Genomic DNA, 20,453 nt, shown 5'->3' on the forward strand with positions numbered 1-20,453 from the left:
GTGGGCACCTACACCCTCAAGGCAACCCCCTACTCGGGCAGCAAGGCCACCGGAGCAGCCGGCACCCCGCTCACCATACGCTTCACTGTAGTGGAAAGCAATCTGACAACTCAATCTGAAAAAAGCCTATTTGTAAATCAGCCCAGACTTGAAAAATTGAGTGCCCATCCTAATCCTTTTTCAGACAAGGCCAGGGTTAGGTTTACAGTATCAGAAGGTCAAGATTATACTCTCTCACTTTACGATAGCAAAGGAAGTCTAATCAAAACCCTACACCAAGGCAAAGCCGTGTCAGGACAGTTGCATCAGATTGATATTGATGGTACTGATTTAGGGAAGGGACTCTATATACTCAGGCTACAGACAAAAAGCAAAAACGAAACGTTTAGGCTAATGCTAGATCGCTAACAGTTTCAAATCGAATCTGAAGAGTAATTTTATAAAAACCTCATCCTTGCCCTCCCTCATAATTAATTATGAGGGAGGGCAAGGATGAGGTTTTTATATTATTCAATTACAAGGTTGGTATTTTAGATAATATTAAAATGAATATCAAATAACACCTTAATACTAGCACTAATATAAAAAAACGAGACTACAAGCTGATTTTTACTTCTCTGACATACTCTTCCGAATTCACACTTCTTAAGCATAATATGCCTAAAGTTTTTCAGGAACTGCTATGTCAAACAGCTCCTTCTTCTGCCTGGACTTAAAATAGTGCATTGAGTATAACTATCAATTGGAAGCATATCAAATCATACAACTTTAAAGTGAGTATAGTTGATATAAAATTACAAACAAATCAAAATATTTAGATTTATATCATGCAATTATATTCTATCTATTTTATACGTTCAAATGAATCTATTTATTATTCTAAACGTAAATTCATATATATTATATTAAGTAGTTTGAATAATTTTTAATTTAAACTGGACAGCTCTTCAGTTATTAAACCTAGTTAAACTGTGCATTTGTCTTCCTGAATTATTAATTCTGCGTGTTTAAAGGCCATTTGTATGAGAAATACTTTTACGTTATTCCTAATTTGCACCCTTGCTTTTTCATTTGAATTAGCAGCACAATTTACTAGTGTAAGTGATTTAAACCCACTAAAGACAGCTGCCTTTGCAACCAGAGAGAAACCACAGGCTAAAGTCCTCTTACTCGATGGAAAATATTGGGCTGTTTTAGCCAATACCACGGGGACGCATTTGTGGCGACTGGAAAACAATGATTGGAAACATGAACTAGAACTAAGTACAAAGAACTCATTGGCAGACTATGTTATGATAGAAAACAAGGTCCATATTCTGCTTTATTCTGGATCTCAATCACAGTTTGTTTCACTGGAATATGATAAAAGCCAGAAGAAGTTTATGGCATGGAAACAAAATAAATCAACCGTCAAAATTGATCTTGAAGAGAAAGTTGAAGTTGCCTCGATAACTGCAGATAATGCCGGGACGCTGTGGATTGCTTCATCAGGAGGTGATGGCAATGTTAATGTCCGCTGGAGTACTGCCCCCTATACGGAATGGAGTTCGCCCCTCACAATAGCACAGGGTTTAAACCCAGATGATATATGTGCTGTTATATCACTTCCAAAAACAAATCAAATCGGGGTAATGTGGTCAAATCAGAAGACTAAAAGATGGGGATTTAAGACACATACTTTAGGTGATGAATCTACCAAATGGTCAAAGGATGAAGTCCCTGCATCTCAGTCTGCCCTTAGTCAAGGAACTGGCATGTCAGATGATCATATCAATATGAAGGTAGCATCTGATGGTACACTGTATGTAGCTATTAAAACCGGATATAATGCGATAGGCTACCCGCTTATCTCTTTATTGGTTAGACGGCCTTCAGGTGTTTGGGATGACCTTTATGAAGTTTCTCAAACTGGTACATTGCCTATTGTGATTTTGAATGAAGAACAAAACCTATTGAAAGTTGTGTATACCTCTGCAACATATGGCGGGGATATACTTTACAAAGAAACATCGCTTAGCAATATCAGTTTTTGTACGCCACATGTTCTTCTGAAAGGGAAATACAATTATGCCACTAGCACAAAAGATGGTTACAGTTCAGAAACAGTAATACTAGCCTCTAACGAAACACATGTGGTAGGTGTGGTAGCAACAGATAACCTTGACCTAAGATCTCCTTTAGTTGCTGATTGTGATAATGGAGAAATAGAACCAAGTTTTAATGCATATCCTAACCCCTTTCTTAATGAAACTATAATAAATTTCAGGTTACCAAAAGATCAAAACTATTCCCTGACTTTGTATAATAGTAATGGAGGTAAGGTTTCACAGCTTCATAGTTCAACAGCAGTTGCCAGTAAACTATATAGCTTTACACTGGACGCTTCCAAACTAGCCAGAGGCTTGTATATACTTAAGCTTGAAACCTCTGATAAAGTAGAAGCGATTAAGCTTATACACGAACGATAAGCGCACACTATTACCCATTTTACCACCTTAATCCCTCATTCCCGTATTACCCCATGTGAATACAGGGGTTTTATGAGCATACCGGAAACGAACGGCATATTTGCGTCACATTATTTATTAAAGGAACAGCTTAGTTCAGGGAGGGTTGAAGAAGTCTGGAAAGCAGAAGACTGGACTGTGGAAGGCGCTCCTGTCACGCTGAGGCTGTATGCGCCCCATATCCGGCTCGATCACCACAGCCTGGAACAGCTGCAACGGGAGCAGGAACAACGGGCACAGCTACAGCACCCACACCTGCTTACACCTACCCATTTTGGCGTGCACGAAGGTATACCTTTTGAAGTAGCTCCGCTCCACTTGCAGCAAACCGTGGCACAGGCCGCACCGCTTCCGGAAAACCAGATAGCCCGACTGATCGCCCAGGTAGGTAGCGCTTTGGAGTATCTGCACACACAGCAACCTCCTGTGTTGCATCGCCAAATCAACCCGGACAATATCATACTGGATGCACAGGGCAATTACCTCCTGGCCGTACCTGCATTAAGCAGTCAACTGCGCACGCTCCTGCACCGGGCTACCGGCACCCCGTTGGCCCAGGGCACAGCTTATGCTGCTCCTGAGCTGTTCGGTCCTCATCCTATGCACTCGGGAGCTAGCGATGTGTTTGCACTGGGGGTGAGTCTGTATGAGCTGTGCACGGGAGAAACCCCATGGCTCGGCAATGGGGGGCTGAGCCTAAGCCAGGGGGCAGAGATTCCGATCATTGCAGCGCCTTATTCCCGTATATTGAGCAATCTCGTGCGCGCCTGCCTGCATCCCGACCCAGAGAAAAGACCTTCGGCACAAATACTGGTTGACGAAGCTAGTTATTACCTCGAGTATGGGAATTGGAAATCCTATGGTGCTTTTGGTAATGTTACGGCAGAGTCGATCGTGTATAAGAAGAGATCGGGCCTGTGGCCGGTGCTACTCATGCTGCTAGTGGCAGGTGCGTTGGCTGCTGCTTACTATTTTTTTGTATGGAAGGCACCCGGCGAGGAGTTGGCTGGTGATGTTGCTGTGACCACCGCTGATACTACGACTACCCAGCCGGCCATCACGGACACCTCGGTTGCGGCCCGCACACCGGAGGAGGCTAAGCCAGACACTCCAGTCAAAAGGCAGGCTGCCGTCCAGAAGCCGCAAGCCCGTACCAAAGCACAACAAACCCCGACTACTACCAAGCCTGCCCCATCACGTCCGGCGCAACCGGCCTACCCACAGCCCACTAGCCTGGAAGGTTACCTCAATGGTTTACTCAACGAAGAGATTCCCCTGCAGGTACGCGACCGGTGGCGGACACAAATCCTGAAATACTTCTCTCCGGACGCTATCATTTACGCCCGCATGCATGACGCCCCCTTAGGCAGCTTTGGCGTAGGAGAATTTATCGATATTCTGTTAAGCACGGAGGAAGGCAATAGTATTGTGATTGATAAAGTGATCTATGACCCTGAGGAGGAAGATGCCATTGACGAAATCAATGTGAGCATCATAGCTGCCCAATAATTTTAAGGCATGTAGCGCATTTAGTTTGGCATTCTGAGCATATTTTATAATATTTAGTAAGTCATATATTTTTGCACAGTTATGCTCGGAACACTCCTTAGTCTGCAATGGAAGCAGAGCCGTCGATCGCCAGCTTATCAGAAAAGTTTGGTGGTAAAGATCATACTCGGCTTTTTCATCGTCTACTTTGCGCTCATCTTTATTGCGCTTGGCTTTTTTAGTCATAAACTGCTTACCGAGATTTATCCGGATCAAAGCCCCGTTGTCTCGTTCAACAGCTTCCTTCTCTTTTACTTTCTGATAGACTTGGTTTCGCGCTTCATGCTGCAGGACTTACCGGTACTGGCCATTCAGCCTTTCCTGCACCTGCCTTTGAAGCGAAACAAGCTTGTGCACTTCGTGCTGCTGCGTTCCATACCCAGTGTGTTTAATCTGCTTATGCTGCTTGTATTCGTGCCGTTTATGCTGCGTGCGGTGATGCCGGTGCATGGTACAGGTATAGCGCTGGTGTGGCTGGCTGCTCTCCTGCTACTCACATTCATCAACAATTTCATCCTCATTTATTTTAAGCGTCAGCTTACCTCTAATCCCAAGCTTACGCTCATACTCGCTCTGGTGGTCGGTGGCCTCATTCTATTGGACTACCTGCAGCTGCTGTCTCTGCGTCAGGCTTCGGTAACCGCATTTGGCGCCTTGCTACAGCAACCTTGGCTCCTGTTTGTGCCTGTGCTTGGCCTCGTGGGGACATACCTGCTCAACTACCGGTTCCTGATGCGGCATCTGTACCCGGAAGAAATCTTCATTAAAAAAGTAGCTACGGTGGAAGGCAACGACATGGCTTTCCTGAACAGGTTTGGTGATACCGGGAAGTTGATCGCGCTGGAGTTAAAACTGATCTGGCGTCACAAGCGGCCGAAATCGATGGTGATGATCTCAGCTTTCCTGCTTTTTTATGGCCTTATCTTCTATACCAACAAGGTATACCTGGAAGGTTGGGGAATGCTTATTTTCGTGGGTATCTTTGTTACGGGCTCTCCGATGTTCAACTACGGTCAGTTTGTGCCAGCCTGGCAAAGCGCGCATTACGATGCCCTGCTCACCAGACCCATCACCACGTACCAGTATGTGAAAGCCAAATACCTGATGTTTGTGCCTTCTATTCTTCTCGTCACAGTCCTGACACTCCCTTATGCGCTGTTTGGCTCCAAAGTACTCCTGATTAACCTGGCCAGTTGCCTCTTTAATATTGGGGTGAACAGCATTGTGGTGCTTTACTTTGCGGCACTCAACAAAGACCGGCTCGACCTGAGCAATGGTTCTGCCTTTAACTGGCAGGGCGTAGGCGCCTCCAGATTTGTGATGATGCTACCCATGGTGCTCGGGCCGATTGCGATCTTCCTGCCTTTCTCGTTCATGGACATCCCGCAATGGGGTATTTTCGCCATCGCGCTGAGCGGTGTACTCGGCATCGTTTTCCATCGCCAGCTGCTCAGCATGATGGCCAAACGACTTCAAGACCGGAAGTATACGTTGGCTGCTGGGTTCAGACAACACTAAGCGCCACCCTTACCTGAAGAAGAAAACATCAGCTATACCTGAAAAGAAATGAATATGATTGAAGTAAGAGATCTCGTAAAGTCCTACAGCAGTGCTACAGTCGTGAACATACCTGCGCTGTACATTGCGCCCGGCGAAACCATTGGTCTGGTGGGGAACAACGGTGCAGGCAAAACCACACTGTTCCGGATGCTGCTGGACCTGGTGCGCCCTACAGACGGCGTAGTTACCTCCAAAGGTATACCCGTGGCTCACACCGACGCCTGGAAATACTATACCGGTTCACACCTCGACGAAGGTTTCCTGATCGACTACCTGACGCCGGAAGAATACTTTAAGTTTATCGGTGACCTGCATGGCTTATCCACCGGCGACATACAGGAGCGGCTGCTGCCATTTAATGATTTGTTCAACGGCGAAGTACTGAAGCAGCGCAAGTATATCCGCGACTTTTCGAAAGGCAACCAAAAAAAGGTAGGTATAGCGGCGGCGGCCCTATCCCACCCTGAACTCCTGATCCTGGATGAGCCATTTGCCAACCTCGACCCTAGCTCCCAGATCAGGCTGAAGAACCTGATGCGCAGCCTGCACGAACAGCACGGCATGACCATGCTCATCTCCAGCCACGACCTTAACCACGTGACGGAAGTATGCAAGCGCATTGTCATATTGGAGAAAGGGCAGATCGTACAGGATATGCAGACCACCGAAAATACCCTGCAGGCTTTGGAGGCTTACTTCACAGTTTAACTTAAGTATCATAACCAACACCAAAAGCCACCTATCCCGGATCAGGTGGCTTTTGCTTTCCAGAAAAGGCCACTCCAAATACATATCGACTTAATAGCCTATTTTACGTTTAAGCTTACAGACAATATAAATCAGCCAATTTTGACTTTAATAAAACAAACATAACCTTTATCATATTTCATCATGAAGGCATACTTTCTACTCCTGTTTCTGATTGTCAGCTTATACCCGGCCTTGGCTCAGCAGCCTGTTAACTCCCGCGATCGGGAGGTGGTGTTTCGGGGAGTCAGCCTGATACCGATGGACAAAGAGCAGGTGATCGAAAATCAGACGGTTGTGGTGAAAGGCGGGAGAATAACTGCCATCGGTAGTGCCGCAAAAGTGAAGCATAGCAAAAATGCGCTGATCATAAACGGCAAAGGGAAATACCTGATGCCGGGATTGGCTGAGATGCATGCTCACGTGCCGCCTGTTGATGACCTGGAGCAGATGAAAGAGGTGTTGCAGTTGTTCACCCTCCATGGCATCACCACCATCCGCGGAATGCTGGGTCATCCGCGCCACCTGGAGCTCCGCAGCAAACTGCAGTCCGGCGAACTTATAGGCCCTCGGTTTTATACCTCCGGCCCCTCCCTAAATGGCAACAGCGTCAAAACGCCGGAAGCCGGTGCTGAAATGGTTAGGCAGCAAAAGCAGGCTGGATACGATTTCCTAAAGCTTCATCCCGGACTTAACAGCGAAACCTTTGGTGCTATTGCCAGCACGGCCAACCAGATCGGGATGCCTTTTGCTGGCCACGTATCCTATGATGTTGGCGTTTGGCGAGCCATTGAGGCGGGCTATGCTTCGATCGACCACATGGATGGTTTTGTCGAGAGTCTGGTCCCCGGACTGGAGGCTATACCTGAGCAGGAGGCAGGACTCTTTGCCATGTACATTGCAGACCAGGCAGATACGACGCGTATACCTAAGCTGATGACCGCATTGCGCGAGAAGAACATCTGGGTAGTGCCCACACAGGCCCTCGCCGAACGCTGGATGTCACCAGCAGAGTCACCTGAAACGCTGGGCAATAAACCTGAGATGAAGTACATGAACCCTAAAACAGTACAGAACTGGGTGGCTACGAAACAGAAACTGATGGCAGACCCGCGCTACGATGCAGATGCCATTAACAGGTATGTGGACCTCCGCCGGAAACTGATCAAAACCTGCAACGACAACCAGGTGGGCTTGCTGCTTGGCTGCGATGCGCCGCAGGTTTTTAACGTGCCCGGCATCTCTACGCACCAGGAGCTTGAATACCTGGTAGCCGCAGGGCTCAGTCCATACGAGGCACTTCGAACAGGTACGGTCAATGTCGGCAGGTACTTCAATCGCGACGATATAGGCGTGCTGAAAGTAGGAGCCACTGCTGATATGCTCCTGCTCCATGGCAACCCGCTCAACGATATCTCCCAAACCCAACGTATAGCAGGTATAGTAATTGGCCATACCTATCTACCCGAGACTTACATCAAACAGGAACTGAAGAAGATGGAAAAGACAAGGTGAACAAGCGGATGTAACCAAACACCATTTGGCTTGTTAGCAATCGGATAATGAAAGAAATATGATCATCTAAAAGCTAAGACTATGAAATTAAAATTGACTTTGCTCCTCACAGGCATGCTACTGTTTGTGGCAGCATATGCCCAGCAAGCAGAAACAACAGACCAGATCGAAACCGAGAAAGGCCCGCTTACCATCCAGCCCATTTTGCATGGCACGCTGGTTTTCACCTGGGATGGCAAAACGATTTATGTTGATCCGTACGGGGGTGGAGAGGCGTTCAAAGGTATAGCAGCCCCAGACCTGATCCTGATTACCGACATCCACGGCGACCACCTCGATATGAAAACCCTGGAGGCTATCAACACTGACAAAGCTACTTTTGTAGTGCCGCAGGCGGTGGCCGACAAACTGCCCGAAAACTTTAAAAAGCGTGCTGTTGTACTGAGTAACAATGAACACATACAGCAACTCGGTATTGCCATTGCGGCGCTGCCGATGTATAATCTGCCCGAAAGCGAGGACTCCCGCCACACCAAAGGCCGTGGCAATGGCTACGTGCTGGAGTTCGCAGACAAGACCATATACCTGTCAGGTGACACCGAAGACATACCTGAGATGCGCGCCCTGCGCAACATCGATGTCGCCTTTGTATGCATGAACCTGCCCTATACCATGGATATCGACCAGGCTGCCTCTGCTGTGCTCGAGTTCAAGCCTGCTATCGTATACCCTTACCACTATCGGGGTCAGGATGGCCTGAGTGATGTGGAAGCCTTCAAAAGAAAAGTAAATGAAGGTGACCAGAATATTGAAGTGCGTTTGCGTAACTGGTACCCGGAACAAGCTAAAAACTAAATAACACGACTCTCCTCATACATGCACGAATCCAGGCTGTACATTGAATATGTTGCCCGTGTTATAGAAGCGATTGGCGTCCTGATCATTGCGAGCGGGGCGGCCATTGCACTTTTTCGCTTCATTTTTCCGCTGCGGCACAACTCCCGCCGTTCTTACAAAGTGCTGCGGCACGAGCTGGGCAAAGCCATTCTGCTAGGGCTTGAGATACTGGTGGCCGCCGACATCATCGCAACCGTGGTCACGGAGCCCTCCATGGATCGGGTAGTCACGCTTGGTCTGATCGTACTGATCAGGACATTCCTGAGTCTTTCCCTGCAGGTAGAACTCGAGGGTCGTTTCCCCTGGCAAGCCAGAAGGCCCGAAGCAGAGCATCCCCTTTAGCATTCCGCCGCCAAACTACGTATAAAAGCATACTCCCCGGATCGTGGCCCACGCCATGCCATACCTGCTGTTATACCTGTACCGGTTCTCTTATTGCTGTGCATGCGCACAAAGGTCCTATCTCCCAAACAAACAATCGTGCTGCTGGCAGGCGTCTTGTTAGTCCTGTATATCATCTTCCGACATTTTACAAGTTTTGACCGCCTGCGTGGTCACTATACGATCGGAGTGATTCTCAACACGATCGAACTCACGCCCGGTGATATGGATGTTGTCAAACTGATCATCAGTAAAAAACTGGAGCAGATAAACAGACAGGGAGGCGTGCAGGGACGGGAATTGCGCGTAAAGTACCTGGATGACAAAGGTAGTTCTGAAAAAGCCCGTGAAATAGTGCGGGAAACGATGGACGACAAGCGCCTGATCGGCTATGTGGGCTGCTGGAGTTCTACCCGCTCCAAAGCCATATCCGAGTTGGTGGGACCGGCCCGTATTCCTTTTGTCGGTGGCTATGCCCTTACCCCTCTCTTCACCGATTACCCTACCATGTACACAGCCGAGCGCAGCATCGTGGACCTTGCCTCAGTTTTCAGTGAATTGCTTGCAGCTTATCGTCGTCCGGCTTTTGTGGGCAAGGCAGAGGACCTGTACTCGATTGCCATTTTCAGAAAAATGCAGGAAACAGCGGACAGAAGCCCAGGGATGAAGCTTGTTCATGAAAAGTGGTTTGCAGGAGAACACCGCTATACCCCTAACGACATCGACTCCCTGAGCCAGGCGTTGCGTTCCAATGAGGCAGACTTTCTGGTGCTCTCTTTTGAGAGTGGTATCACCTCATACCTTGTCCGTGAGTTCCGGAAGGCCGGCCTGACCATGCCCATCTATACAGCCCTGGGCGACCTGGGCTTTGTAGCATCGCAGGCTGACGGAAAGGAAGCCGGCGAGTTATACGACTTGAACGTGGTAGGTATACCGGGCACTTTCAATCTGCGCCTACAGGAGCAGGTACCGGCTTTCAAGAAGGAGATCAGGTATGGCCAGACACTGGAGCTACAGTTGAGCTTCGGCGCTCGCCTTGCGGATAGTATTGGTATACTGGCGGAGGCTGCACGGTCTTCAGAATCGGCAGACAGTGCCGATCTGCCCATCAGAGAACGTATCAACCAGGGCATGCAGCAGTATATTGGGGCAGGTCGCATTTACAGGGGCTGGTTCAACGACTGGTACTTTACTCCTGAAAGGGCCATCGCCGGAGATGTGCTGCTTGCCTGGAAACCGCCTAACACGTCGCAACATATACTGGCCCCGCGACAGTACATGCACCTGGATGATACCCTGCGCAGCGTGCCAGTGCTCTATACCCACATGGACCTGGTGCAGATTAACAGGGTAAGCGATACAGATGGAAGCTTTTATGCTACATTTTACCTGGAGGTGACATCGGCAGGGCGCTTCATGGTAGAGCAACTCGATTTTACGAATGCCGCCCGCAGTGAAATCAGTCATAATTACCTGCTGGATATTAAACTGGTGCGACAGCGCCAACTTGAGGGCGTCACACCCTTGTATAACTACCTCTACAAAATTTCCGGCAAGTTCATCTTTGAGCCTGACCTGCGCCAGTACCCCTTTGACACCCAGCGTTTCCCTATTTCATTTCAGCCGGCCAGCGCTTTGAGGCCTTTTCTGGTACAGCCCTCCCCCCCTGCCTCCCGCGATACGGTGTTTGAGGTGAAAGGCTGGAACTACAACAGTCACTATGTTGGCTTCGATCACGACATCATCAGTTCAGTGAACACCTTTGAGTCCTCGCGCCATACTATACCTTTCTATAAGTTCAACTATACCTTTGTGCTTGCCAGGGCGCGCATCGACTTCTTTCTGAAAGTGTTTACCCCGCTCCTCGTTATCCTGACCATCACGTATTTTTCGGTTTTCATCCCGCTGCACCGCTTCGAAACACTGGAGGCTATACAGGTCACGTCACTGCTCGCATCCATTGCGCTCTACTTCTCAGCATACAAGCCGGAGATGGAGTACGCTACTGTATCAGACAAAATCTTTATCTTCACTTATGTGATGATCACCTCCCTGATCGGCACTTCCATTTTGCAGTTTGTTAAGCGCAAGAAATATAACACTGAAAGCCGTCTGGCACGCATTTACCAGCATTATATCTTTCCGGCCATCGTGGTGGTGTTTACCCTGGCGGTAGTGTGGTAGAGTCCCAATCGATTAATTGCCACTAATAATCAGAACTTTACCGGAACGGCAAGTGTTAAGCGGGAATGTAAAGGCGGTGCGCCTGCTGAATTAGCAAGACGGCACGGCCTATCTTTTTGAGTCAGTTTTGGCAATAAAAAATAAACTTTTAAAGTTAGTGTAAAAAGGTTTTTGGATTTGAAGCACAAAATCAAGCATTCGACTTTCTCAAAAAAATATTATTTTTATATTTACCGCAATTCAACTTTTACCATTATTCAAAACAACATGAAAGCATTCTTTCTTTCCTTATTGATCGTGCTGACCACAGCGGCACAAGCAGTGCAGGCGCAGGGAACGGCTAAAGATGAGAACAAGTCAGCCACTGCCTTGACAGGGCAGTTCAACGATCTCAAGAGCAAGTCCAATTCCTACATGGAAGGCAACAGGGAGTACAAAGTGGTGAACGTAGGCCTGCTTAACTCATTCTGGCAAAGTGTGCAGTCCACCATCAAGGAAGTGGAGCAGAAGCAGATGAAAGATCTGAACGCAACCCGCCAGGACCTGGAGACAGCACAGGCGCGCATTACCGAACAGGAAAAGGAAATTGAAGCCCTGAAACTGGACAATGCTCAAAAGGAAGCTGCCGTGCAGCAGAGCGAAGATGCAGTAAACAACCTGCATGTACTGGGCATTCCCATCCACAAGCAGGTATACGTGGTCATCAACACAGCCATTATTGCCTTGCTCCTGATTGCGCTGGGTGTAGTGTATACGCAGTTCAAGAGCAGCAGAAAGGTGACAGACCAGAAGAAAAAAGAGTTTGACGATATTGACCGTGAGTTTGCAGACTTCAAGAAGAATGCCCGTGAGCGTGAGATCAAAATCAAGCGTGAGCTGCAGACAGAGATGAACCTCGTTGCAGAACTAAACGAGCAGATTGCCGTGCTACAGAAGAAAGTACACGTATAAGCATCTTTCTATAAAGCCACTAAGCAGAACAGGCTGTCCTACTTCAAGGGCAGCCTGTTTTTTTATGGCCAGAAGTGATCGTAAAACTTCTTTTTGCGTTTTTTCTTTCTGTCCCTGCCATACATGTAATACACGAAGTAACCAACGGCGTAAAGGGCGAGTACCGACATGATGATGATGATCTCCATGCCCTTCTATACGTAAAAACCGCACAAAAGGCATTCTGCCTTAAACTCCCTCATTTTACGAGGTTAGTCCCCCCAGCACACTACTTACAACTATCTCTCAGGTTATTCCATCTTACCTTTTATGTCCTCCTGAAAGGATCTTGGTGAAGAGGCTCCCTATCCCCGCTAGTAGTACAGGCTTATCATTCCTTTGACCAAGTTTCCCTGAAGCAAGTTAGGGATGTGCCACTTAACAGGATGACAGTGAGTTTGGAGCTTGTTTCACTAGAATGAACCAGCCCAGTCTTTATTATACTTAAGTTCTGGCCACATCTACTCCCAATTGCCAAACTGTAATGGAAAAGAAACCAATCTTGCATGTAGCAGCATATTTTATTGCTTTTGTATTCATCTTTCTGCGTATTCAACGTATAAAAGACAACTTTTTTATACTTAAATCATATAACATACATTATCTGCACGTTTGACATGGCTTTGCTTAAGCAGCTACAGCTACTGGTAGCAACATCAGGTAAACGCCGCAATACGGTAGGCAACCAGGCTTATGAAAAATGACACACATGTTATCATGCACTCCCCGATATGCTGAATAATTGAATAGAAACGCGCTTTAAAATAATTACATGATGCAATAAATGAGAATATTATGAAGAACACCTTTACACTCATTTTATTAATGCTGTTTGTACTTGGCACCACAGATGCCTGGGCACAGCAGCGGCAAGTCAACGGCCGTGTGACCGCCGCCGACACAGGCCAGGGCATGCCGGGGGTAAGTGTGGCCGTCAAAGGCACCACCACCGGTGTAGCCACCGACTCCGAAGGCAGCTACCAGATCCAGGTGCCAGACAACAATGCGGTACTCGTCTTCCGATTCCTAGGCTACCAGACAAGGGAAGTAACAGTAGGAAACCAGACGACGATCAATGTAACCCTGAACACCGATGCGCAGCAGCTCGGCGAGGTAATGGTGACAGCGCTGGGCATTACCCGTGAGACAAAAGCACTGGGCTATGCCGCTCAGTCCGTCCAATCGGAAGAATTGACACAGCACCGCCAGCCCAACGTACTCAATGCCCTGCAGGGGAAAGTAGCAGGCGCTACTATTTCGAGCACAGGTGGCGCACCGGGGCAGGGCACCAATATCCAGATCAGGGGTATCAACTCAATTGACGTGGGCCGTAACAACCAACCGCTTTTTGTGATTGATGGCGTCCTGATGGACAATTCCACCTCCACTGTGGGGGCCGGCGCCGAACTCAGGGGCATGAGTAACCGTCTCGCTGACATCAACCCGGATGACATTGAAAGTATCAACGTGCTGCGTGGTGGCGCTGCAACAGCGCTCTATGGCTTACGCGGTGCAAACGGTGTTGTGGTGATAACTACCAAGCGCGGCGAGCAGGGCTCTCTACGCGTGAATTTCACCAGCACGGCAGGTATAGAAGAGGTAAACAAATTCCCGGATATGCAGAGCACCTACAGCCAGGGAACCCGAGGTGTATATGACGCAACGAACTTCTTTCCATCGTGGGGACCCCGTGTAGAACAAGCCCGTCAGCTAGATCCGACACACCCCGAAAGACTCTATAATCATTTTGAAGACGCGTACGAGATGGGACACCAGTTCCGCAACTCACTTTCCTTTTCGGGCGGTACCGAGGCCATCACCTTCCTTTCCTCTATCTCCCACCTCACACATGAAGGGGTGCTGCCATTCACGGATTTCAGCAATACCTCGGCTCGCCTGAACGCCGAAGTAAAGATTAGCGATAAATTTAGAACCGGCGCCAACTTTAACTATGTAAACTCAGGAGGAGCCCGCTACAACGCTGACCGATTTAATGAGAGTCTGAGCTACTGGTCTCCCCGCTGGGATGTGACAGACTACCGGAAGCCGGATGGCACCATGAACACCTACGGCAACAACAACCCGATATACGGAGCCGCTACCAACCGACTGGAAGATGATGTAAACAGATTCATAGGCGGCCTGAGCTTTGGCTATACCCCTACCAGTTGGCTTGACCTGACCTACCGCATCGGTTTGGATACTTACAACGATGACCGTACCCGCACGGCTCCGGGACCATTGGGTGTGGCGGGTGAACGTGTGTACGAAGACAACGGACAAGGTTTTGTGGGGGAATATACCACCAAGTTCAGGGCTATCAACTCGACTTTCCTGGCATCCCTGAATAGAAGTTTCGGAGAAGACTTTAACGCCACCCTGCGCCTGGGGCACGAGCTGTACGACAGAAGAGTCAAAAGCTTTGGGGTGTTCGGGAATGAGTTGACGGTGCACGACTGGTTCTTCCTGCCAAACGCACGTTTGCTTACCTCTACTCAGGACTTGCGGGAATACCGCCTGATGGGTTTGTTTGCAGAGGCCTCTGTCGACTACCGGGATTTCCTTTTCCTGACACTCACCGGCCGCAATGACATCACCTCTACCCTGCGAAAGCCGAATAACTCATTCTTCTACCCTTCTGCCAGCTTGAGCTATGTGTTCTCAGAGCATATGGAGCTGCCTTCTTTCATCAACCAGACCAAATTAAGGTTATCGTATGCGCAGATAGGCAAGGATGCCGAGGAATATGCCACTTCATCCGGTTTTGCTTCCTACACAGGCCTGCCGACAGGAAACACCGGTTTTACACGCGCTGCGCTGCTGGGCAACGTGGATCTTCGTCCCGAATTCACTGACACCTACGAGGCTGGTCTGGAGATGTCTTTCCTGAACAACCGCCTGGGTTTTGATTTCACTTATTATTACTCACTCAGCAAGGACCAGATCATCAACATTGCCGTGGCCTCTACAACGGGTTATGTGCGGGCTGCGGTGAACTCCGGCGAAATGCGCAACAAGGGTGTAGAGATCGTTCTGAATGCCGTGCCTGTTCAAACGCAGGATTTCACCTGGGACTCCAAACTGATTTTCTCGGCTAACCGCAATAAGATCCTAAGCATACGGGAAGGACTGGAAGAGATTACCTACGCCTCTCAGTTTGGTTATGTAGGCTCCACTGTTACCATGAAATTGATACCTGGTCAGCCATACGGTAACATCTACGGCTCACACTGGCAGCGCTACTACGGTGGGGCTGAGGAAGACCCACTGTTCATCGACAAAGACAGGCCAATTGTGATCGGTGAGAATGGCTTCCCGGTACGCGCGCCGCTTACCAGCCAGAAGATCCTGGGTAATTCCATGCCTGACTGGATTGGTGGTTTTACGAACACCTTCAGTTACAAAGGCCTGAGCCTGACAAGCTTGTTTGATGCCCAGTGGGGACACGAGAAATACAACCAGATGGGCAACTTCTTCTCTGCGTTTGGTATAGCAGATTATACAGAAGACAGAGAAGATTTCAGGGTTTTTGAAGGCGTGCTGGCAGACGGAACACCCAACACGCAACAGGTTTGGCTCGGACAAGGCGTTGGACCTGATGGCGTAGACTACGGTGACGGTTTTTACCGCCGTTTCCACCGTGGCGTATCCGAAAACTTTGTGGAAGACGCCTCCTGGATCAGGTTACGCTCCCTGACCCTCAGCTACTCCCTGCCAAGCAGGCTCTTTGAAAACATATTTATCCGAAACAGCTCGGTGGCACTCACGGGTAACAACCTGTGGCTCTGGACCAGATATTCTGGCTTTGACCCTGAGAACAGCTCCACGCCAAGCGGTAGCAATGTCACTGGTTTTGCCGGTTTCACTTACCCGGCCGTGAGAAGCTACCTGATTACGCTGAATATAGGATTCTAAAAAGAGGAACGAACATGAGAAAGATATATAGATTTGCGCTTGCCTTCACACTGATAGGGGCATCGCTGAGCCTGCAAAGCTGCGAGGATTACTTCGACCTGCATGAAAATCCAAACCTGGTGTCGAATCCGCCGCTGAATGCCATGCTTTCCACCACCACTCACAAGACTGGGCTTAACAGCCAACGTATCGCCGCCACCACTGCTTTTTACGTGCAGTACCTGGCCAGTCCGGTTGCCGGCAACGCCACCGATACCTACCAGGAGGTGGACCTCACCGGCACCTGGGATGCGATCTATCTGGCCATGGCTGACATCCAGGACATGAAGGAGAAAGGAATAGAGGAAGGTGCGACTGATTATGTGGGTGTGGCCAACATCATGATGGCCTATCACCTCAACCTGATAGTTGACCACTGGGGGGATGCCCCATATACGCAGGCTTTCGACAACACCACCCTCACACCTCGGTTTGATTCCTCTCAGGACCTGTATGCCGAAGCGCTGCGCCTGCTCGATGAAGGTATAGTCGAATTGAATAAAACAGATTCTCGCATCCCGCTGAGGGTAGCGGATGACCTGATACACGGGGGCAACAAACCCCAATGGATTCGTACGGCTAATGCCTTTAAGGCACGTATGCTCAATAAAGTGAGCAAGCTTCCCAGCTATGACCCTACCGCTGTACTGACTGCCGTCGACAACTCTTACCAGTCCAATGCCGATGATGCGGAGATGGAGGTGTTTGAAGTGCGTAACCCATGGGCCCAGGTAGCAATTAGCAACACGCAGCTGATATTAGGCGGCTGGTTATCGGAGCAATTCGTAGACCACCTCAACGGCACGACCTACGGCATAGTGGACCCACGCCTGACACGCATTACCGAGCCAACCGTGACCGGAACCTTTGTGGGCACACCAAATGGCGTAGGCAATGTGGGAACTGCCAGCAATACCTTACGCGATGAGGTATATATCTCCATCACTTCCCCTTTGACAGGAGAAACCTCTCCCGTTGTGATCGCTTCGTATGCTGAGATGAAATTTATAGAGGCAGAAGCCGCTTTCAGAGCCGGCAACCGTGATCGCGCCTACGCTGCTTACTTAGCAGGCATAACAGCGCATATGAATAAGCTGGGTGTGCCGGAGGGCGTGCGTAACGCCTACATCAACAACCCTGCAGTAAGTGTAGGCGCTGCCAACCTGACGCTGGATCTCATCTTTAAGGAGAAGTATGTAGTTACCTACCTTAGTTCGGAAGCCTGGACGGATGCCCGGCGCTACGATTACCAGTACGCTGACTTCGATTTGCCAGCCAATGCCGAACTGACAACCTTTATCCGTAGGGTGGCTTATCCGCAGGGCGAATCCAGCAAGAACCCGAATACACCAAACACTCCTGCCTTGTCAGAACCACTTTGGTGGGACCAGTAAAGTTTAGGAGGTAGAGCGTTTAGGAGTTTAAGAGTGATTTGAATTATTGGATCACACACAAAAAACCGGCAGCTGATCTGGGTGGATCAGCTGCCGGTTTTTTCTGTATTAAGTGGTAATTTAGGATCAGTTTGGCTAAGCTCTAGTCAGGTTTTGTCCTGCCTGATCATCTTATCTCCGCTAAGCTTTTTGTATTGTGTCAATAACCCTTGTGTCATCATACTTATCAATAATAACCAGGTATAGCGATTAGTATTGCAGCCTGAATTTGTCGAGGTTGGGGAGGTGCAGCTTTTTGCGTTTTACTTCGTGCTCGTAGAAAGCGCGGCCGAGGTCCTGCATAAAAGGATAGCCTACAGTTTCGTATTCGTACTTACCGTCGTTGAAGATCTCGTCTTCATTTACCAGAATTACCGCTGTTAACATAAACTCCACCTGCTTGTCGAAATCCACGATATAGGCATTGTCAATTAGAAAGCCGTAGGCATTGCCGATCTTGTTGAAGATGCGGATGTTTTGAGGTATACGCTCTTTGGAGTTACCGTACATCAGGAATTTCACGTAGCCATCCGGATACTCTTTCGGGTCATAACTTGGGTAGTCGCTCTCGCGGGGCAGCATACTCATGTACTTGTAAAGGAAGGTATAGTCCTCGTCAGTCAGATTGAAACGCTGCTCAGCCGGCACCGCCTCCGGAAACAGTACGGTCTTGAGGATACCTTGCAGAGCTTCTAAGGAAATGTAGTTTTTGACCCTGAAGTCCATCGGTCCGTCGATTAGCTGATCGCCTTGCATAAAGCCCTTGCCGAGCATGCCCTCAAATTTAGCATTTGTAAAAGGGGTCGGGTTATTATCCAAAGGCTGTTCGTAGATTACTTTACCGTCTTTATAGAACCGGAACGGATTGGTATGTCGGTTCTCTTCCGGACTCAAAAAGATACTGAGGCGATGCACAAGCTGGACGTCTTTAAAACCTTTTTCGTGCAGTGACTGGTTGAGCCGCTGCTGCCCTACAAACTCGTACAGTCTGTTGTAAGCATCGTTGTCGCTCACCAAAAACAGCTTTTTGATGTAGTGTGCAATGGTAGCCTGTCCGTCCGCTGAAGTACTGTCGCCCTGCACAGGGCTCTGACCGGCATAGGCACTGTCCACTTGCAGCGGTGTGTGCTTGTCCAGGCCTTCTATACCTAGTTCATTCAGTTTCTCCAGCGCTGTGATGGCTCCTGCCAATTTCACCGTACTCGCCGGGTAAAAATACTCCTGCGGATTGACGCGGTAGCTATGGCTCGTGAAGTGCGGCTGGTTCTGCTCGTCGCGGTCGATCTGGGTATAGAGGATTTGCAACCGATACTGGTCTGGATTATCGAGGATACTTTTGAAACGCTCTGGTTGTGCTGCTAGAATCTTTTCAATCATATTAGTTTGTCTGCTTGTTCCCTGCTTACTGCTGGCGCAGGAAGCCATGAGAATACTTCCGGTCAGACTCAGGTATAGCACCAGTTTGCGCATTGGGGTAATGGGTGCTTTTTTCATATTAGGCCTCAAGGTATCAGGGTTTAAAATAAACAGCTTTTTTGGGTTTGCCATACAAGTTCAGGTATAAATTAGGGTAATAACTCCGCTGACACTTTAAGCTGCAGATACTGATTGATCGGAAACAAATGCATCAGATAATTGCTATCTTGTATCTCTATACCTAAACCTATACCTTCTAACTTAACAGCTATTATGAACAAGTACGGCTTACACGGAAAACTACAGGCAACAACTGGGAACGGACCGAAACTCGCCCAGATTCTGCTAGAAGCGTCACGATTGGTTTCGACTGCCAAAGGTTGCCGGCTATACCTGGTTAGTCAGGAAGACACAGCTCCTGATGATGTTTGGGTAACTGAGGTATGGGATAGCAAAGAAGACCATGATAACTCCCTGCAAGTGGCGGGCGTGAAAGAGTTGATCGGTCAGGCGATGCCGCTACTGGCTGGCAGACCTGAGAAAGGCCAGGTGTTGGAAGTGTTAGGCGGGGCGGGTTTAGAGTAGTTAAAAAAGTAATAAGCCTTCGCACATAGTGCCAATAACCGTATGTTCACGCTTTTGAAGTAGTTGCCCGTAATTTATTAAGATGGAGAAAGACCAACTCATCGTTAAAATTCTAGAATACTTTAAAAGTGTTCATGGCAGCTCGAATGTCAATGGGATACCAAAATTTAGCCACCCGAAAGAGTCAATCGATGAGGCTATAAACACTTGTATCGAAAAAAACTACATAAAAAGGGCTGGATCTCACCCTTTAGATTTCCAAGATCTTGATCTAACCGAGGCGGGTTTATCATTTTTAAATAATGCTCGTGTGAAGGCTGATAAGAATGACCTAATTGATAAATATTCAAGTCACTTTGGCAACAGAGAAAAAGAGTTTTTACAGTTTGCGCATGAACATGGGATTTCGAATGCAGCAATGATGGTAAAAGAGTTTCAAGCAATACAACTTGACCTTTATTCTCACATATATGAAATAACGGAGCCAAACGTGACTCTGACAGAAACCCAACTGGAGCTAGCTTCTGTAAACTACCTGAAGAATAAATATGATTGGATAAATAGCAAAGGAATAAGCGCACTCAATCGGTGGTTAGTTTGGATGTGCTGGCACGAAGGAATAATTAAATAAAACTTCTGGCAACAACTAAGGCTTCGTTGGGTACGAAGTGCCCACAATGAAGCCGTGGTTGCACTGACCGTGCGACGCGTTATGGGTTTTAAGTTGGAAGAAGTT

General features: G+C 48.4%; 16 protein-coding genes. 14 read left to right on the forward strand and 2 right to left on the reverse strand.

The features are described 5' to 3' along the window. From I0P70_RS20890 to I0P70_RS20935, 10 genes are all read left to right on the forward strand, one after another. Positions 1-408: T9SS type A sorting domain-containing protein (locus tag I0P70_RS20890; protein WP_196121083.1), on the forward strand; the 408-nt coding region annotated here is incomplete at its 5' end. 614 nt (positions 409-1,022) lie between these two features. Continuing rightward, positions 1,023-2,468 (forward strand): T9SS type A sorting domain-containing protein, encoded by a 1,446-nt coding sequence (locus I0P70_RS20895; RefSeq protein WP_196121084.1) that lies wholly within the window; start codon positions 1,023-1,025, stop codon positions 2,466-2,468. A gap of 72 nt (positions 2,469-2,540) precedes the next feature. Beyond that, the gene (locus I0P70_RS20900; protein ID WP_196121085.1) at positions 2,541-4,016 is read left to right on the forward strand and encodes a serine/threonine-protein kinase; all 1,476 of its coding nucleotides are present in this window, start codon (positions 2,541-2,543) and stop codon (positions 4,014-4,016) included. Between the two features lie 81 nt (positions 4,017-4,097). Then, a complete protein-coding gene (locus tag I0P70_RS20905; protein ID WP_230392338.1) occupies positions 4,098-5,573 on the forward strand; it encodes a DUF5687 family protein in 1,476 nt (491 codons plus the stop codon). A gap of 54 nt (positions 5,574-5,627) precedes the next feature. Beyond that, the gene (locus I0P70_RS20910) at positions 5,628-6,323 is read left to right on the forward strand and encodes an ABC transporter ATP-binding protein (protein WP_196121086.1); all 696 of its coding nucleotides are present in this window, start codon (positions 5,628-5,630) and stop codon (positions 6,321-6,323) included. 183 nt (positions 6,324-6,506) lie between these two features. Next, on the forward strand, positions 6,507-7,877 hold the full coding sequence (locus I0P70_RS20915) for an amidohydrolase family protein (RefSeq protein ID WP_196121087.1): 1,371 nt from the start codon (positions 6,507-6,509) through the stop codon (positions 7,875-7,877). A gap of 81 nt (positions 7,878-7,958) precedes the next feature. Next, complete coding sequence (locus I0P70_RS20920; RefSeq protein WP_196121088.1) at positions 7,959-8,732, forward strand: MBL fold metallo-hydrolase; 774 nt, start codon at positions 7,959-7,961, stop codon at positions 8,730-8,732. Between the two features lie 21 nt (positions 8,733-8,753). Beyond that, entirely contained in the window at positions 8,754-9,116 is a 363-nt protein-coding gene (locus I0P70_RS20925) for a DUF1622 domain-containing protein (protein ID WP_196121089.1), read from the forward strand. 102 nt (positions 9,117-9,218) lie between these two features. Beyond that, positions 9,219-11,339, forward strand: coding sequence for an ABC transporter substrate-binding protein (locus I0P70_RS20930; RefSeq protein WP_196121090.1), 2,121 nt, complete (start codon positions 9,219-9,221; stop codon positions 11,337-11,339). A 267-nt stretch (positions 11,340-11,606) separates the two neighbouring features. Beyond that, positions 11,607-12,290 (forward strand): hypothetical protein, encoded by a 684-nt coding sequence (locus tag I0P70_RS20935; protein WP_076423239.1) that lies wholly within the window; start codon positions 11,607-11,609, stop codon positions 12,288-12,290. Positions 12,291-12,352: 62 nt separating this feature from the next. Here I0P70_RS20935 and I0P70_RS21500 read toward each other — a convergent pair whose 3' ends face one another. Beyond that, entirely contained in the window at positions 12,353-12,478 is a 126-nt protein-coding gene (locus I0P70_RS21500) for a hypothetical protein (RefSeq protein ID WP_255531127.1), read from the reverse strand. 646 nt (positions 12,479-13,124) lie between these two features. On the opposite strand from I0P70_RS21500, the gene I0P70_RS20940 reads away from it, so the two are divergent. Then, on the forward strand, positions 13,125-16,244 hold the full coding sequence (locus I0P70_RS20940) for a SusC/RagA family TonB-linked outer membrane protein (protein WP_196121091.1): 3,120 nt from the start codon (positions 13,125-13,127) through the stop codon (positions 16,242-16,244). Between the two features lie 14 nt (positions 16,245-16,258). Further along, positions 16,259-17,677 (forward strand): SusD/RagB family nutrient-binding outer membrane lipoprotein, encoded by a 1,419-nt coding sequence (locus tag I0P70_RS20945; RefSeq protein ID WP_196121092.1) that lies wholly within the window; start codon positions 16,259-16,261, stop codon positions 17,675-17,677. A gap of 249 nt (positions 17,678-17,926) precedes the next feature. On the opposite strand, the gene I0P70_RS20950 is transcribed toward I0P70_RS20945, so the two are convergent. After that, positions 17,927-19,210, reverse strand: a complete 1,284-nt coding sequence (locus tag I0P70_RS20950) for a serine hydrolase (protein ID WP_230392339.1) — start codon at positions 19,208-19,210, stop codon at positions 17,927-17,929. Between the two features lie 195 nt (positions 19,211-19,405). Here I0P70_RS20950 and I0P70_RS20955 point away from each other — a divergent pair, with 195 nt between their 5' ends. Continuing rightward, on the forward strand, positions 19,406-19,717 hold the full coding sequence (locus I0P70_RS20955; RefSeq protein ID WP_196121093.1) for a putative quinol monooxygenase: 312 nt from the start codon (positions 19,406-19,408) through the stop codon (positions 19,715-19,717). Positions 19,718-19,799: 82 nt separating this feature from the next. Further along, entirely contained in the window at positions 19,800-20,348 is a 549-nt protein-coding gene (locus I0P70_RS20960) for a hypothetical protein (RefSeq protein WP_196121094.1), read from the forward strand. Positions 20,349-20,453: the final 105 nt, after the last annotated feature.

The sequence above is a fragment of the Pontibacter sp. FD36 genome (assembly GCF_015686655.1).
In the GTDB taxonomy this organism is placed as follows: domain Bacteria; phylum Bacteroidota; class Bacteroidia; order Cytophagales; family Hymenobacteraceae; genus Pontibacter.